The sequence below is a fragment of the Pseudoxanthomonas putridarboris genome, from assembly GCF_038321125.1.
Lineage (GTDB): Bacteria > Pseudomonadota > Gammaproteobacteria > Xanthomonadales > Xanthomonadaceae > Pseudoxanthomonas_A > Pseudoxanthomonas_A putridarboris.
Genome location: NZ_JBBWWT010000007.1, coordinates 81,731 through 96,938, shown reverse-complemented (window position 1 = coordinate 96,938; position 15,208 = coordinate 81,731). Strand labels below are relative to the sequence as shown.

General features: G+C 68.8%; 14 protein-coding genes and 1 pseudogene. 10 read left to right on the top strand and 5 right to left on the bottom strand.

The features are described from left to right. Nucleotides 1–32 precede the first annotated feature (32 nt). Together AAD027_RS14685 and ubiH are read right to left on the bottom strand one after the other, a co-directional pair. A complete protein-coding gene (locus AAD027_RS14685; protein ID WP_341726774.1) occupies nt 33–1,220 on the bottom strand; it encodes a UbiH/UbiF family hydroxylase in 1,188 nt (395 codons plus the stop codon). Continuing rightward, nucleotides 1,217–2,425 (bottom strand): 2-octaprenyl-6-methoxyphenyl hydroxylase, encoded by a 1,209-nt coding sequence (ubiH, locus tag AAD027_RS14680; RefSeq protein ID WP_341726773.1) that lies wholly within the window; start codon nt 2,423–2,425, stop codon nt 1,217–1,219. The genes AAD027_RS14685 and ubiH overlap by 4 nt, the downstream gene beginning before the upstream one ends. Before the next feature lie 96 nt (nt 2,426–2,521). On the opposite strand from ubiH, the gene AAD027_RS14675 reads away from it, so the two are divergent. The 10 genes and pseudogenes from AAD027_RS14675 (at nt 2,522) to AAD027_RS14630 (ending at nt 12,542) form a co-directional block, all read left to right on the top strand. Beyond that, the gene (locus AAD027_RS14675) at nt 2,522–3,127 is read left to right on the top strand and encodes a hypothetical protein (RefSeq protein ID WP_341726772.1); all 606 of its coding nucleotides are present in this window, start codon (nt 2,522–2,524) and stop codon (nt 3,125–3,127) included. A gap of 22 nt (nt 3,128–3,149) precedes the next feature. Then, complete coding sequence (locus AAD027_RS14670) at nt 3,150–3,725, top strand: cob(I)yrinic acid a,c-diamide adenosyltransferase (RefSeq protein ID WP_341726771.1); 576 nt, start codon at nt 3,150–3,152, stop codon at nt 3,723–3,725. Further along, entirely contained in the window at nt 3,722–4,630 is a 909-nt protein-coding gene (locus tag AAD027_RS14665; protein ID WP_341726770.1) for a histone deacetylase family protein, read from the top strand. The genes AAD027_RS14670 and AAD027_RS14665 overlap by 4 nt, the downstream gene beginning before the upstream one ends. Before the next feature lie 131 nt (nt 4,631–4,761). Further along, nucleotides 4,762–7,203: an LPS assembly protein LptD gene (gene lptD, locus AAD027_RS14660; protein ID WP_341726769.1), complete on the top strand. Its 2,442-nt coding sequence runs from the start codon at nt 4,762–4,764 to the stop codon at nt 7,201–7,203. Then, nucleotides 7,200–8,531, top strand: a complete 1,332-nt coding sequence (locus AAD027_RS14655; RefSeq protein WP_341726768.1) for a peptidylprolyl isomerase — start codon at nt 7,200–7,202, stop codon at nt 8,529–8,531. Before lptD ends, AAD027_RS14655 begins: the two co-directional genes overlap by 4 nt. Before the next feature lie 3 nt (nt 8,532–8,534). Further along, nucleotides 8,535–9,533 carry a 4-hydroxythreonine-4-phosphate dehydrogenase PdxA gene (gene pdxA / locus AAD027_RS14650; protein ID WP_341726767.1) on the top strand — a complete coding sequence of 333 codons (999 nt, stop codon included), beginning with the start codon at nt 8,535–8,537 and terminating at the stop codon, nt 9,531–9,533. A 164-nt stretch (nt 9,534–9,697) separates the two neighbouring features. Then, nucleotides 9,698–10,486: a 16S rRNA (adenine(1518)-N(6)/adenine(1519)-N(6))-dimethyltransferase RsmA gene (gene rsmA / locus AAD027_RS14645; RefSeq protein WP_341726766.1), complete on the top strand. Its 789-nt coding sequence runs from the start codon at nt 9,698–9,700 to the stop codon at nt 10,484–10,486. A 122-nt stretch (nt 10,487–10,608) separates the two neighbouring features. Then, nucleotides 10,609–10,989, top strand: a complete 381-nt coding sequence (gene apaG, locus AAD027_RS14640) for a Co2+/Mg2+ efflux protein ApaG (RefSeq protein WP_341726765.1) — start codon at nt 10,609–10,611, stop codon at nt 10,987–10,989. Nucleotides 10,990–11,002: 13 nt separating this feature from the next. After that, nucleotides 11,003–11,827: pseudogene (locus AAD027_RS14635) on the top strand (symmetrical bis(5'-nucleosyl)-tetraphosphatase); the annotation flags it as partial. A 58-nt stretch (nt 11,828–11,885) separates the two neighbouring features. Next, nucleotides 11,886–12,542 (top strand): DUF1287 domain-containing protein, encoded by a 657-nt coding sequence (locus AAD027_RS14630; protein WP_341726764.1) that lies wholly within the window; start codon nt 11,886–11,888, stop codon nt 12,540–12,542. Nucleotides 12,543–12,701: 159 nt separating this feature from the next. Here AAD027_RS14630 and AAD027_RS14625 read toward each other — a convergent pair whose 3' ends face one another. The 3 genes from AAD027_RS14625 to lgt all read right to left on the bottom strand — a co-directional run bounded on the left by AAD027_RS14625 (nt 12,702) and on the right by lgt (nt 14,958). After that, the gene (locus tag AAD027_RS14625; protein ID WP_341726763.1) at nt 12,702–13,205 is read right to left on the bottom strand and encodes a dihydrofolate reductase; all 504 of its coding nucleotides are present in this window, start codon (nt 13,203–13,205) and stop codon (nt 12,702–12,704) included. A gap of 71 nt (nt 13,206–13,276) precedes the next feature. Then, nucleotides 13,277–14,071: a thymidylate synthase gene (locus AAD027_RS14620; RefSeq protein ID WP_341726762.1), complete on the bottom strand. Its 795-nt coding sequence runs from the start codon at nt 14,069–14,071 to the stop codon at nt 13,277–13,279. After that, nucleotides 14,068–14,958, bottom strand: a complete 891-nt coding sequence (lgt, locus tag AAD027_RS14615) for a prolipoprotein diacylglyceryl transferase (protein WP_341726761.1) — start codon at nt 14,956–14,958, stop codon at nt 14,068–14,070. Before lgt ends, AAD027_RS14620 begins: the two co-directional genes overlap by 4 nt. Nucleotides 14,959–15,208: the final 250 nt, after the last annotated feature.

Genomic DNA, 15,208 nt, shown 5'->3' with positions numbered 1-15,208 from the left:
CGAGCCTACCGCAGTCGGCGTCGTCGATGCGTTCAGCGCCCGGATTGTCCCGCCGCATGCCGCCAGAACAGGTCCATCAGCGGCGGCAGCTTTCCCGCCAGTCCCAGCAGCGGCCCGCGCAGCAGGGTCAGGTGCATCTCGTCGTTGGAGAACAGCCGGTTGATGCCGTCGAAGGCGTAGGCGGCGGTGGCGTTCTCGCTGCGGCGCCGGCGCGCCCAGCGTTCCAGCCGGTGCGAAGCCGCCCAGTCCACGCGCTTGTCCTGCGCCGCCCGGATGCCGTCGCGCAACGCGGCCACGTCGCGCAGGCCCAGGTTGACGCCCTGCCCGGCCAGCGGGTGCACCACGTGCGCCGCATCGCCGGCCACGATCACGCGGCCCGCGACGTAGTCCCTGGCCAACTGGCGACGCAACGGGAACGCCGCGCGCGGCGACACGACGCGCACGTCGCCCAGCCGTCCTCCCATCGCCAGCGTCAGCTCGCGACCGAAGGCTTCGTCGTCCACCGCCAGCAGGCGCTGCGCTTCGTCGTCCGGCAACGTCCACACGATCGAGCTGCGTCCCTCGGCGAACGGCAGGAACGCCAACGGGCCAGTCGGCAGGAAGCGCTGCCAGGCGGTGTCTTCGTGCGGCGCGGCGGTCTCGACGAAAGCGACCACGCCACGCTGCGAATACTCATGCGCGGCAACCTCCAGGCCGGCGAGCCTGCGCAAGCCGGAATCGGCGCCGTCCGCGGCCACCACCAGGCGGGCGTCGATGCGCGCACCGTCGTCCAGCCGCAGCTTCACGCCGTCTTCGTCCTGCTCCATCGCCTCGACGCGGGCAGGACAATGCGGCTGCACGCAGGCCGCCGGCAGGGCCGCCCACAGGCGGTCCACCAGCAGTGCGTTCTCGACGATCCAGCCGAGCTGCACGCGGCCCAGCGCGTCGGCATCGAAGGTCAGCTCGCCGCCCCCGGCCGCGTCCCATACGCGCATGCGCCGGTAAGCCTGCGCGCGCGCGCCGCACACCGACTTCCATATGCCCGCTTCGTCCAGCAGGGCCGCGTTGTCGGCTGCGAAGGCGTACACGCGCAGGTCCGGCCCGGCGGCCGACCAGCGCGGCGGTTCACGCCCCTCGACCAGCGCGACCCGCAGGCCTTCCCGCGCCAGCACCAGCGCGCACGCCGCGCCCACCACGCCGCCGCCGACGACGGCCACATCGATCTGCCCGCGCCGGCTCATGCGGTTTCCCCGCGGCACAGGGCCGGCACATCGCCACGGAACCCCATCGCGCCGCCCACCAGGAACGACTGCAACGAGGTGTGCGCATCCACCGCCACCAGGCCCAAGCTGCGCAAGGGCTTCAGCAGCATCGCCGGATTGCTCGTCAATCGCGCCAGCCCATCGGAGAACGCCAGCGTGCGCTCGCGATCCTCGTGCCGGCGCTGCGCGTAGGACGCCAGCAATGCGTAGTCGCCGGGATCGCCGGCGCCCGCCAGTTGTTCGGCCAGGGTCAACGCATCGCGCAGGCCGAGGTTGAAGCCCTGCGCGCCGATCGGGTGGATGGTCTGGGCGGCATTGCCCAGCAGCACGGCGCGTTCGGCGACCAGTCGCTCGGCCACCACGCGGACGATCGGATAGGCGCTGCGCTCCCCGCTGCCGGTCAGCCGGCCGACGCGCCAGCCCAGGTGCTGCTGCAACCGCCGCAGCCAGGCGGTTTCGTCCAGTGCGGCCACGGCATCGGCCTGGTCGTTCGACACGCCATGCACCACGCCCCAGTGGCGGTCGCCCCGCGGCAGCAATGCGGTCGGGCCGTCGTCACAGAAGCGTTCGTAGGCGGTGCCGTCGGGGGCGCGGTCGGCACGCACTCGGGCGACGAACAAGGTCTGCTGGTAGTCGTGTTCCTGCGTGTCGATGCCCAGCGCCTGCCGGACCGCGCTGCGGGTGCCGTCGGCGGCGACCACCAGCCGTGCCTGCAATTCGCGCTCGCCCCGCGCATCGGCGATACGGACGTTGCGCAGGCCGTCGTCGCTCGCACCCCATCCCACGAAGCGCGCGGGTCGGTAGCGCGCCAGCCGGGGCAGTTCGCCCAGACGGGCTTCCAGCGCATCGCCGAAATCCCGCGCCACCACGACCTGGCCGAAGCTGTCGCGGCCGTATTCGGAAGCGTCCAGCCTGACCCGGCCGAAGTCGCCCTGCCGGCTGATGTGGATCCGGCGGATCGGGCCGGTGGGCGTGCGCAGTTTGGCCATCACGCCCAGCGCGGTCAGTGCGTTGACGGTGGCCGCGGCGAAACTGAGATTGCGCTGGTCGAATACCGCCGGCATCTCGCCGGGCGGCGTGGCCTCCACCAGTCCCACGTCCAGCCCCAGCCGGTCCAGGGCGATGGCCAGGCTGGCACCCACCAGGCCGCCGCCCACAATCACTACATCGTGCCGTTCAGTCATGCGGCCATGATACCGGCTCGGCTCCGGCCACCGCCTTGCGGCCGCCAGGGCCACGGTCCGGTAGAATGCGGGCCTGAGTTTCCGGAACGGTCCTTGATGAACACCACCACCCAACGCGCCATCGTCCTGGTCCTGGTCGCCGCCCTGATGGCCGTGACCCGCCTGCACCTGCCGACCTCGATCACCCACTTCGGCCCGGTGCCGGACGCCTCGTGGGCGGCGTTCTTCATCGGCGGCTTCTACCTGCGCCAGTGGAGCCGCTGGGCGTTCCCCGCGATGATGGCGCTGGCGGTGCTGGTGGACTACATCGTGATCAGCGGCCACGGCATCAACTTCTGGACGCACTACTGCGTGTCGCCGGCGTACTGGTTCCTGGTGCCGGCCTATTTCGCGCTGTGGGCGGGCGGATCGCTGGTGCGCCGTTTCCGCACCGCCAGCCACGGCCGCACGCTGGCGATGCTGGTCGGCAGCCTGGTGGTGTCGGTGGCGCTGTGCCACCTGCTGAGCCAGGGCAGCTTCTACTGGATGAGCGCCAGCGCAGTGCCCGATCCGACCTTCGCCGGCTGGTGGAAGAACTACACCGACTGGTTCGTGCCGTACCTGCGCGTCTCCGCGATCTACGTGGGCCTGGCGGTCATCGCGCACGTGGGCGTCGAACAGATCGTGCGCCTGGCCAAGCCGCACGGCCGCACGACGCGCTGAGCGCTTCCCCCGGCTTTCCCGGATGGGCAACCGCCTCTCGAAGATCTACACCCGTACCGGCGACGACGGCAGCACGGGCCTGGGCGACGGCACGCGGGTCGGCAAGGACTCCGCGCGCGTCACCGCCTACGGCACGGTGGACGAAGCCAATTCCGCCATCGGCGTGATGCTGGCCGCGCCCGGCGTGCCGGACGACATCCGCGCGCTGCTGACCACCGTCCAGCACCAGTTGTTCGACCTGGGCGGGGAACTGTGCATCCCCGGCCATGCGGCGATCGCCGGCGACGACGTCGACGCGCTGGAACGCCAGCTGGACCACTACAACGACGACCTGCCGGCGCTGAAGGATTTCATCCTGCCCGCCGGCGGCGAAGCGGCGTCGCGCTGCCACCTGGCGCGCACCATCGTGCGACGCGCCGAACGCGAGGCCGTCGCCCTGGCCCGCCACGACGCAGTGCGCCCGGAGGCGATCCGCTACCTCAACCGGCTGTCGGACCTGCTGTTCGTGCTGGCCCGCGTGCTGGCCCGCGCCGAGGGGCATGGCGAAGTGCTCTGGAACCACGAACGCCGGCACGACCGGCGCCGACCCGCCCCGTGATCATCTTCACCCACCCCGCCTGCCTGGCCCACGACCCCGGCCCCGAACACCCGGAGCGGCCGGCGCGGCTGGAGGCGGTGCTGGGCGGGCTGCGCGCCGAGCATGGCGACCTGGAATGGCGCGAAGCGCCGATGGTCAAGCTGGGCGACCTGCGCCGCGTGCACGACGAGGCACTGATGCACGAAGTGCTGGAAGGCGATTTCGACGGCTACCGCATGCTGGACCCGGACACGGTGATGGGCCCCGCCTCGCGCGCGGCCGCGCTGCGCGCCGCCGGCGCCGGCGTGGCCGCCGTGGACGCGGTGATGAACGGCGAAACGACCACCGCCTTCTGCGCGGTGCGGCCCCCGGGCCACCACGCCACCAGCCATGCGGCGATGGGCTTCTGCCTGTTCAACAACATCGCCATCGCCGCCGCCTACGCCTGCGACCGGCACGGGCTGGAACGCGTGGCGATCGTCGATTTCGACGTGCACCACGGCAACGGCACCCAGGCGATCTTCGGCAACGACCCGCGGGTGGCCTACTTCAGCACGCACGAGTCCGGCATCTACCCGCACAGCGGCGCGCCCTACGAGCGCGGCGTGGGCAACGTGTTCAACGCGCTGCTGCCGCCCGGCAGCGGCGGCTTCCGCTTCCAGAACACCTGGGCCGACGAACTGCTGCCGGCACTGGATGAATTCAAACCGCAACTGCTGCTGATCTCGGCCGGCTTCGACGCGCACATGCGCGACCCGCTGGCCGACCTGATGCTGGAAACCGAGGACTTCACCTGGCTGACGCGCCAACTGCGCGACATCGCCCGCCGCCACGCCAGCGGCCGGGTGGTGTCGATGCTGGAAGGCGGCTACGACCTGGACGCCCTGCGCGAATGCAGCACGGCCCACGTGGACGAACTGCGCTGAACGGCCCGCCCACGCCACGCCATGCACGCTGAACCCCGACCGACGCCGGCCCACCGCCTTCATTGCCCGCATGCATGCGATGCGGCAAGCTAACGGCCGTTTTTCCACCCATTCAGCGAGACCCGCACCGCGTGCGCCCAGCCCTTCGCCTGCTCCCGTTGCCCTTCAGCATCGCCCTGTGCCTGCCTGCGCTGGCCGCGGATGAAAAGCCCGAAAGCTGGGCCCTGTGCCCGATCCAGGACGTGATCCCGGCCTTCGGCGGCGCGCCGGAGCCCACCTTCGGCACCAGCCCGCAGGCCAGCCGCGAGCAGCGCGTCGAACAACCGACCTCGATCGAGGGCGACCAGCTGGGGGGCACCGAAAGCAACCTCGAGTACCAGGGCAACGTGGCGCTGAGCCGCGGCGACCAGTTCCTGGGCGCGGACAACCTGAAGTACGACCAGGAAAAGGACACCTACGTCGCCGAAGGCCACATCCGCTACCAGGACGCCGGCATCCGGCTGGTCGCCGACAGCGCGCGAGGCGACCAGAATGCCGACTCGCACCAGATCGACAACGTCCGCTACCAACTGGTGTCGCGGCGCGGCAACGGCGGCGCCGACCGCATCGACATGAGGGGGCCCCAAGGCCAGCTGCTGCACTCCACCTATTCCACCTGCGATCCCGACGACCGCCGCTGGGACCTGCGCGCGCGCCGCATCGACGTGAACACCGACGACGGCTGGGGCGTGGCGCGCGGCGCGACGATCCGCCTGGGCAAGGTGCCGGTGCTGTACGTGCCCTACCTGAAGTTCCCGATCGACGACCAGCGCCATACCGGCCTGCTGTATCCGGCCATCGGCCTGTCCGGCCGCAATGGCTTCGACTACACCCAGCCGATCTACCTGAACCTGGCGCCGAACTACGACGCCACCCTGGAACCGCGCATCATGACCGACCGCGGCTTCCAGTTGGGGGCCGAGTTCCGCTACCTGTACGAGAATGGACGGGGCCAGATCGAAGGCGCCTGGATGGAGAGGGACGACCTTCTGCGCGATCGTGCCAATGAACCAGGTTACGTGGCCGATCCGGACGAGCCTGATCCGGATGCGGGGCGCGGCTACTTCTCCTTCAGGGGCAATCACAGAATCAACCGCCACTGGCAGGCACGCGCCAACCTGACCTGGCTGAGCGACGCCCGCTACCAGGAGGACTTCGGCAATTCGCTCTACGGGCAGGCGTCCACGTCGGTGACCAGCACGGCGGGCATCTATGGCGTGGGCGAATACTGGAGCGCCGGCGCAATGGCCGAACATTGGCAATTGTCCGACTACACCAGCAGTGAATTGCGCCTGCCCTACAACCGCCTGCCTCGCGTCTATGCCAGGTGGGAGCGCCCGTGGAATCACTGGATCGTCACCGGCGCGTACGCCGAAGCCGTGATGTTCCAGCACGACGAAAGGCCCGGCGGCAACCGCGTGGACATCAGGCCCTATGTCTCGTTCCCGCTGCAGGGCGCCTCATGGTACGTGACGCCGACGCTGGCTTACCGGCACACCGAGTACCGGCTGGAAGGCGAGCTGGCCGACCAGATCGCCACACGCCGTGCCAACGACTATGTCCGCGAGAACGGCGGTACCGTGACTCCGGAGCTGATCGCCGGTTTCCGCGACCGCGCGCCCAGCCGCAGCCTGCCGATCGGCTCGCTGGACGCCGGCGTGTACTTCGACCGCGAGACGGAGATCAAGGGCAACCAGTTCCTGCACACGCTGGAGCCGCGCCTGTTCTACCTCAACGCGCCCTACCGCGAGCAGGACGGCCTGCCGATCTTCGACACCCGTCCGTTCAACTTCAGCTACGGCCAGTTGTTCCGCGACAACCGCTACACCGGCCCGGACCGCCAGACCGACGCCAACCAGCTCACGCTGGCGCTGAGTACCCGCCTGCTGCGGCAGCGGGACGGTTTCGAGCGGCTGTCGGCCAGCATCGGCCAGATCCGCTATTTCGAGGACAGCCGGGTGACGGCGCCCAACGAAGTCTCGCTGGAACAGGGCAAGTCCGCCTGGGTCGTGGACACCAACTACGCCCCCACCGACCGCTGGAACATCGGCGCGTCCTACCAGTGGGACCCCAAGTTCCGCCGCGAGGACCTGGCCAGCCTGCGCGCGCGCTATCTGTTCCCCGACGACGGCATCGTCAACATCACCTACCGCCGCCGCCGCGACCTGCTGGAACAGGGCGACTTCTCGTTCCTGTACCCGGTCACGCCGGCCTGGAGCGTGGTGGGCCGTTACTACCATTCGTTCGAGGACGACAAGATGCTGGAAGGCATCGCCGGCGTGCAGTGGGACAGCTGCTGCCTGGCCGTCCGCACGCTGGTTCGCCGCTACGTGCGCAACCGCGAAGGCGACATGAACACCTCCTTCCAGGTCGAATTCGTCCTGAAGGGCCTGGGCTCGGCCGGCCAGGACACGGAACGCACCCTGCGCCGTGCTATCCTCGGCTACTACCGAGACGACCTCTATCTCGTCCCGCCGAGCAATATCGCGCCCGCACCGGACGATACCAACAACGCTCCGGATCCGATCCCATGAAGACAACATTCCACCCCTTGTTGATGGCCGGCCTGCTGGCCGCTTCCTCGCTGTTTCCGCCCGCCCAGGCGCAGACGCTGCAACCGCTGGACCGCATCGCAGCCGTGGTCAACGAGGACGTGATCCTGCAAAGCGAACTGGACCTGGCCGTGCAGAACGTGCTGAGCCAGTACGCCAACCAGCCGGGCCAGTTGCCGCCGCGCGCGGTGCTGGAGCGGCAGGTGCTGGAGCGCCTGGTGCTGGTGAAGCTGCAGGTGTCGCGCGCCGCCGAATCCGGTATCCGCGTCAGCGATGCCGAACTCAACAATGCCGTCGCCGCGGTGGCCCAGCAAAACGGCACCACCCCCGACGGATTGCGCCAGCGGCTGGAGGCCGACGGCATGTCGTTCGACGAGTTCCGCAGTTCGCTGCGCGACGAGATCACCATCCAGCGCCTGCGCCAGAGCTTCGCGCAGAGCCGCGTGCAGGTCAGCGAAGGCGAAGTGGACGCCGCGCTGGCCGCGCAGACCGCCAGCGGCACGCAGTTTCATCTGGCCCACATCCTGGTCGGCCTGCCCGACGGCGCCAGCGCCGAGCAGATCAGCACGGGCCAGGGCAAGGCCGAGGGCGTCAAGGCGCTGATCGACAAGGGTGAGCTGGACTTCTCCGCCGCCGCGGTGCGCTATTCGGACAGCCCCAACGCGCTGGAAGGCGGCGACCTGGGCTGGCGCAGCCTGGACGAAATCCCCACCGCCTTCGTGGAAATGCTCAAGGGCATGAGTCCGGGCCAGGTGGTGGGTCCGCTGCGCGGTCCCAGCGGCTTCCAGTTGCTCAAGCTGGTGGAAGTGCGCGATGCCTCGCAGGCCGACAAGCGCACCGTCACCGAATACAACGCCCGCCACATCCTGGTGCGCGTGACCGACACGCAGGACGTGGCGGCGGCCAAGGCCAGGATCGACACGCTGCGCGCACGCATCGCCGGCGGCGTGGACTTCGCCGAAGTGGCCCGGGAATCGACCGAGGACATCAACAGCCGCGATGACGGCGGCGACCTGGGCTGGTTCCCCGGCGACGCCTTCGGCCCGGCCTTCGGCCAGCAGGTCGCCGGCCTGTCGGACGGTCAGGTCAGCGCGCCGTTCCAGACCGATGCCGGCTGGCACATCGTGCAGCGCGTCGGCAGCCGTGAAACCGACGTCACCGACCAGAACCAGCGCGCGCAGGTCCGCGAAACCATCGGCCGCCGCAAGGCCGAGGACGAATACAACCGCTACCTGCAGGAACTGCGCGGCGAAGCCTACGTCAGCTTCCGCAGCGGCGACCGCGCCGAGAACACCGACGCCGGCGGCTGAGGCATGACGCCCCGGCTGGCGCTGGTGCCGGGCGAGCCGGCCGGGATCGGCCCCGAACTCTGCGTGCGGCTGGCGCAACAACCGCGCAGCGACTGCCGCTTGCTGGCCTTCGCCGATCCGGATTCGCTGCATTCCGCCGCCGAGGCCCTGGGACTTCCGCTGCGCCTGCTGGACGAAACCACCGGCGCATCCGCGCCGGGCGATCTTCCGGTACATCCCGTCCGCAACGTTACGGCCACGCGCTTCGGGCACACCGATCCGCGCAACGCGCGGGCGGTGATCGACGCGCTCACCCGGGCCGCCGACGCCTGCCTGCGCGGAGAACTGGACGGCATGGTCACCGGCCCCGTGCACAAGGCCGCCATCAACGCCGGCGGCATCGCCTACACCGGCACCACCGAATTGCTCGCCACGCACGCCGGCTGCGACGTGGTGATGATGCTGGCCAACGACATCGTGCGCGTGGCGCTGGCCACCACCCACCTGCCCCTGCGCGACGTGGCCGATGCGATCACCGCACCGGCGCTGACCCGAGTGCTGCGCATCACCCATGCCGCGCTCCGGCGCGACTTCGGCATCGCCGACCCGGTGATGGCCGTGCTCGGCTTGAACCCGCATGCGGGCGAGGCGGGGCACCTGGGGCACGAGGAGATCGAAGTGATCGAACCGGTCCTCGCCGCGCTCCGCGCCGACGGCATGCGACTGGTCGGGCCGCTGCCGGCCGACACCGCGTTCCTGCCCAGCAAGCTCACAGGCTTCGATGCCGTGGTCGCGATGTACCACGACCAGGGCCTGCCGGTGCTGAAGTACAGCGGCTTCGAGCACGCCGTGAACCTGACCCTGGGCCTGCCCTATCCCCGCGTGGCGGTGGATCATGGCACCGCGCTGGAACTCGCCGGCAAAGGCGTGGCCGATCCGTCCAGCCTGTTCGCCGCGACGAGGGTGTGCGCGGAGTTGGCGGGGCGCAGGATGCGGGAACGGGAAACAGGCAACGGTGAGTGACGCATCACCGTGATCGGACCATAACCCTGTAGGAGGGGCTTCAGCCCGACGCCTTTGCCGCCCCGCTGTCGGGGCTGGCTTTCAACAGCCGAATGACTGGTCAGCCTCTCCTGCATTCCCCGTTCCCGCTTTCCATTCCCCGTCTCCTGCCCCATATTCCCTCCATGTCGCACTTCAAGGCCCCCCCGAAGAAATCCCTCGGCCAGCACTTCCTGACCGACCACGGCTACATCGACAAGATCGTGATGGCGGTGAACCCGAAGCCGGGCGACCGGCTGGTGGAAATCGGCCCGGGCCAGGGCGCGATCACCTTCCCGCTGCTGCGCAAGCATGGCGAACTCACCGCCATCGAGTTCGACCGCGACCTGATCACACCGCTGATGGAAGCCTCCGAAGGCGTGGGCCGGCTGACCATCATCCACAAGGACGTGCTGTCGGTGGACTTCGGCAAGCTGGCCGGCGAAGACAAGCTGCGCCTGGTCGGCAACCTGCCCTACAACCTGTCCTCGCCGATCCTGTTCCATGCCATCGAGCACGCCGGCGCGATCCGCGACATGGTCTTCATGCTGCAGAAGGAAGTGGTGGACCGCATGGCCGCCGGGCCCGGCAGCAAGGTCTATGGCCGGCTCAGCGTGATGCTGCAGGCCTACTGCCAGGTCGATGCGCTGTTCGTGGTGCCGCCGGGCGCGTTCCGGCCGCCGCCGAAGGTGGATTCGGCGGTCGCCCGCCTGGTCCCGCGCGATCCCGCCTCGATCGGCATCCACGACCCGCGCCGCTTCGGGGACGTCGTGCGCGCCGCCTTCGGCCAGCGCCGCAAGACGCTGCGCAATGCGCTGTCGGAGGTATGCAGCAGCGAGCAGATCGAAGCCGCCGGCGTGCGCCCGGATGCGCGCGCCGAACAGGTGGCGGTGGTGGATTTCATTCGCTTGGCGAATGTGGTTGTGGGTTCCTAGTTGCTGGTTGCTGGTTGCTGGTTGCCGGGAAGCGCCTGCGGCAAGCTCCGGGACCGGCGATCCGGAACTCCCGGGGCCACGCCCTATTTCCGCTTTCACAGCCCATTGAATACACTGCGGGGATGAATTCCCCCGACTACGCCATCGACGTCGACGTAGCCACGCGCTTCCTGGACGACCAGTCCGCGCCCGAGGACGGGCGCTATGTGTTCGCCTACTCCATCCGCATCCACAATCGCGGCCGCGTGCCGGCGCGCCTGCTGTCCCGCCACTGGATCATCACCGACGCCAACGGCAAGGTGCAGGAAGTGACCGGCGAAGGCGTGGTGGGCGAACAACCCTGGCTCCGGCCGGGCGAGGATTTCCGTTACACCTCCGGCGCGATACTCGAGACCGCGCTGGGCACCATGCAGGGAAGCTACGACATGCTCGCCGACGACGGCACCCGCTTCGACGCCCCCATCGCCCCCTTTACCCTGTCCGTCCCGCGGACCCTGCACTGAAGGCGCCGCCAGGATGACGGTTTGGGCCATCGGCGACCTGCAGGGCTGTTACGACGCCACGCAACGATTGCTGGAAAAGATCCGCTTCGACCCGGCGCAGGACCGGCTGTGGTTCTGCGGCGACCTGGTCAACCGCGGCGGCCAGTCGCTGGAAACGCTGCGGCTGGTGCATTCGCTGCGCGAGCACAGCGAGGTCGTGCTGGGCAACCACGACCTGTCGCTGCTGGCCATCGGCGAGCGCTCGCCGGACGAACAGCGCAAGGTCAACCCCGACCTGCAACGCGTGGTGCTGGCCGACGATGCGCGCCCGCTGCTGGACTGGCTGCGCATGCGGGAACTGCTGCACGTGGACCGCGAGCTGGGCTGGATGATGGTGCACGCCGGCCTCGCGCCGAAGTGGACCACCGCGCTGGCCGAGAAGCACGCGCGCGAAGTCGAGCAGCAACTGCATGGCAACGCCTACCGCAAGCTGTTCCGCAACATGTACGGCGACAAGCCCAACTGGGCGCCGCACCTGTCCGGCCACGACCGCTCGCGCGCCATCATCAACGTGCTCACCCGCATGCGCTATTGCACGCCGCGCGGACGCATGGCGATCGAGGAGAAGGGCGCGCCGGGCGAACAGGCGCAGGGCCTGTACCCGTGGTACGAGGTGCCCGGCCGCGCGCCGCGCGACCTGAAGATCGTCTGCGGCCACTGGTCCACGCTGGGGCTGATGATCGGGCATGGTGTGCACGCCATCGACACCGGCGCGGTATGGGGCGGCAAGCTGACCGCGCTGCAACTGGATACCGACGACATCCGGCTGGTGCAGGTGCCGGGGCGGGATGCGACGGCCGGCTGAGCGCGAAGCTCCGTCGTCGGGGAGCAGGAGAATATCCGTGCCGCCATCCGGCATGCCGTCACGACGCGGCGCAATCCTGATCGCCTGGATGATGATGGCGCTGGCTGCGTGCCGGGTCGAGCCGCCCGCCCCCGTGAACACCGGGAACGCACCATCCGACGCCGACCCCGTTGCCAGCGCGCTGCCGCCATCGCCACCGCTGGTCGCCGCCGCGCGCCGGCAGATCGGCGTGGTGCGCCACTACGATCCTGCGTACTTCAGTCTCGCCTACCCCGGTGGGGACGTACCCGCCGACCGCGGCGTCTGCACCGATGTCGTCATCCGCACGCTGCGTACGCAGGGACTGGATCTGCAGCAACTGATCCACGAGGACATGCGCGCGAATTTCGCGGCCTACCCGCGCGATTGGGGACTCAGCCGGCCGGACCGCAGCATCGACCATCGCCGCGTGCCCAACCAGATGCGCTGGTTCGAACGCCATGGCTGGAACCTTCCGATCGGCGAACGGGCCGGAGCCTTCGCCGCCGGCGACATCGTGGCATGGAAACTGGCCGGCAGCGGCCTGCTGCATGTCGGCATCGTCTCCGACCGGAAGAGCGCCGGGAACATCCCGCTGATCATCCACAACATCGGCGCGGGCACGCAGGAAGAAGACCTGCTGTTCGACCATCCCATCATCGGCCATTACCGCCCGCCGCATCCCCTGTAGGAGCGACGTAAGTCGCGACCACCCCCATGGAGGCGCAAGGCAGTCGAGTCCCCGATGTCCGATCGGGAAAGCCCCTCTGCCGACCATTCCCGGCCCACGCAAGCCCGGCAGCGTTTGTGATTCGGGATTCCGTTTCCGCGGTCGCGACTTACGTCGCTCCTACAACGCCGGCGCGTAGTCCACGAACTCGAAGCCGAACGCGTGCTTCGCATCGGCAGGATGGGCCCGTCGTTCCAGCACATGCCATTGCGTCGGGTCGAAAGAAGGGAAAAACGCATCCGCGCCCTGCACCACGGTATCGACGTGGGTCAGGTGCAAGGCATCGGCCATCGGCAACGTCAGCGCGTAGATCTCCGCGCCCCCGATCACGCACAGTTCGCCGGCACCCAGCTCGGTGGCGACGCGCACGCCCTCTTCCAGCGACGCCACCGCCTGCATGCCCTCGAACGGCACACGACCATGGCGGGTCAGCACCAGGTTCAAGCGGCCCGGCAATGCGCGCCCCAGCGATTCGGCGGTCTTGCGGCCCATCAGCACCGGCTTGCCCAGCGTCAGCGCCTTGAAGCGCTTCAGGTCGTCCGGCAACCGCCACGGCAGGTCGTTGTCGCGGCCGATGGCGCGGTGGCGGTCCAGCGCCGCGATCAGGACAACGCGAACCCGCATTTCCTGCTTTTCCGAATCACGTCTTTCAACAGCCGAATGGCTGGTCATCACGAATCCCTAATCCCGGCCTTTCACACCGCCACCGGCGCCTTGATGGCCGGATGCGGGTCGTAGCCGTGGATCTCGATGTCGTCGTAGGCGAAGGCGAACAGATCGGTGACGTCGGGGTTCAGGTGCAGCCTGGGCAGCGCGCGCGGCGTGCGCGAAAGCTGCTCGCGCGCCTGCTCGTAGTGGTTCGAATACAGGTGCGCATCGCCCAGCGTATGCACGAAGTCGCCCACGCCCAGTCCGCACGCCTGCGCCACCATGTGCGTCAGCAGCGCGTAGCTGGCGATGTTGAACGGCACGCCCAGGAAGATGTCGCCGCTGCGCTGGTACAGCTGGCAGCTGAGCTTGCCGTCCACTACGTAGAACTGGAACATGGTGTGGCACGGCATCAGCGCCATCTTCGGCAGGTCGGCCACGTTCCACGCCGACACGATCAGGCGGCGCGAATCGGGGTTGCGCTTGATCTCGTCCACCACCCAACGTATCTGGTCGATCTCGCCGCCTTCGGCCGTGGCCCAGCGGCGCCACTGCTTGCCGTAGACCGGGCCCAGTTCGCCATCGGCACCGGCCCACTCGTCCCAGATGCTGACCTTGTTGTCCTTCAGATAGGCGATGTTGGTTTCGCCTTTCAGGAACCACAGCAGCTCATGCACGATGGAATGCAGGTGCAGCTTCTTGGTGGTGACCAGCGGGAAGCCTTCGTTCAAGTCGAAGCGCATCTGCCAGCCGAACACGCTGCGCGTGCCGGTGCCGGTGCGGTCGGACTTTTCGGCGCCCTGCTCCAGCACGTGGCGCAACAGGTCCAGATACTGCTTCATGCTTGCTGCTCCTTCCCGGCGGGGGCGGCTGAAACCACGGGCTGCAGCGTGGGCGAACGGCGCGACAGCCACAGCAGGTACAGGCCCAGCAGGATCAACGGCACGCTGAGGATCTGGCCCTTGGTCAGCCAGCCCCACGCGACATAGACGCCCTCGTCCGGGACGCGCACGAATTCCACGATGAAGCGGAACACACCGTACATCAACGCGAACAGGCCGGAGATCGTGTAGCGCGGGCGCGGCTTGCGCGACACCGTCCACAACACGACGAACATCACCAGTCCTTCCAGCAACGCCTGATAGAGCTGCGACGGATGCCGCGCGAACTGGTCCAGCGCACCGGCGGCGTATTCGGCCTGCAACTGCGCGGGGGTGAAATCGTGCAGCCTGGGATCGGTGGGGAAGATCACGCCCCAACCGGCCTGCGTGTACTTGCCCCACAGTTCCGCGCCGATGAAGTTGCCGATACGGCCGAAGCCGAGACCCGCCGGGGCCAGCGGCGCCACGAAATCCATCGTGTCGAAGTAATGCAGCCTGTGCTTGCGCGACCACCACAGCGCCGCGGCCATCACGCCCAGCAGGCCGCCGTGGAAGCTCATGCCGCCTTCCCACACCTTGAAGATCGACAAGGGGTTTTGCAGGAAGCCGTCGAAGCCGTAGAACAGCACGTAGCCGATGCGCCCGCCCAGCACCACGCCCAGCATGCCGTAGAACATCAGGTCGGAGAACGCATTGGCGTCCACACCCGGCAGCCGCCCCTGCGCGGCGCGCGCCCGCCCCAGCCACCATGCCACCAGGAACGCCAGCAGGTACATGAGCCCGTACCAGTGCAGCTTGACCGGGCCCAGCGAAAAGATGATCGGATCGATCTGGTGGAGGTAGATCATGCGCCTCGGCGTGGCCGGTGGGGATGGGCTATTTTGCCCCACTCCGCCCATGCGTGGATGACTCCGGCCCGGCCGCCGCTTGACGTGCTGTCCGTGGGAGCGCCCCGAGGCGCGATGCCGTTGCCCTTCCGGCCTTTCCGCCAAAAGCATCGCGGCCGAGGCCGCTCCTGCAAATCCTGCAGTTGCCTGTAGGAGCGCCCTCGGGCGCGATGCTCTTGGCCAAGACAAGGAAAAGCATCGCGCCCCAGGG

What these genes read in the sequence shown, in the direction of transcription:
- AAD027_RS14620 (WP_341726762.1), bottom strand. Translation starts at nt 14,071, where the DNA reads ATGAAGCAGTATCTGGACCTGTTGCGCCACGTGCTGGAGCAGGGCGCC.
- AAD027_RS14670 (WP_341726771.1), top strand. Translation starts at nt 3,150, where the DNA reads ATGGGCAACCGCCTCTCGAAGATCTACACCCGTACCGGCGACGACGGC.
- pdxA (WP_341726767.1), top strand. Translation starts at nt 8,535, where the DNA reads ATGACGCCCCGGCTGGCGCTGGTGCCGGGCGAGCCGGCCGGGATCGGC.
- AAD027_RS14675 (WP_341726772.1), top strand. Translation starts at nt 2,522, where the DNA reads ATGAACACCACCACCCAACGCGCCATCGTCCTGGTCCTGGTCGCCGCC.
- AAD027_RS14630 (WP_341726764.1), top strand. Translation starts at nt 11,886, where the DNA reads ATGCCGTCACGACGCGGCGCAATCCTGATCGCCTGGATGATGATGGCG.
- rsmA (WP_341726766.1), top strand. Translation starts at nt 9,698, where the DNA reads ATGTCGCACTTCAAGGCCCCCCCGAAGAAATCCCTCGGCCAGCACTTC.
- apaG (WP_341726765.1), top strand. Translation starts at nt 10,609, where the DNA reads ATGAATTCCCCCGACTACGCCATCGACGTCGACGTAGCCACGCGCTTC.
- ubiH (WP_341726773.1), bottom strand. Translation starts at nt 2,425, where the DNA reads ATGACTGAACGGCACGATGTAGTGATTGTGGGCGGCGGCCTGGTGGGT.
- AAD027_RS14655 (WP_341726768.1), top strand. Translation starts at nt 7,200, where the DNA reads ATGAAGACAACATTCCACCCCTTGTTGATGGCCGGCCTGCTGGCCGCT.
- lgt (WP_341726761.1), bottom strand. Translation starts at nt 14,958, where the DNA reads ATGATCTACCTCCACCAGATCGATCCGATCATCTTTTCGCTGGGCCCG.
- AAD027_RS14685 (WP_341726774.1), bottom strand. Translation starts at nt 1,220, where the DNA reads ATGAGCCGGCGCGGGCAGATCGATGTGGCCGTCGTCGGCGGCGGCGTG.
- AAD027_RS14625 (WP_341726763.1), bottom strand. Translation starts at nt 13,205, where the DNA reads ATGCGGGTTCGCGTTGTCCTGATCGCGGCGCTGGACCGCCACCGCGCC.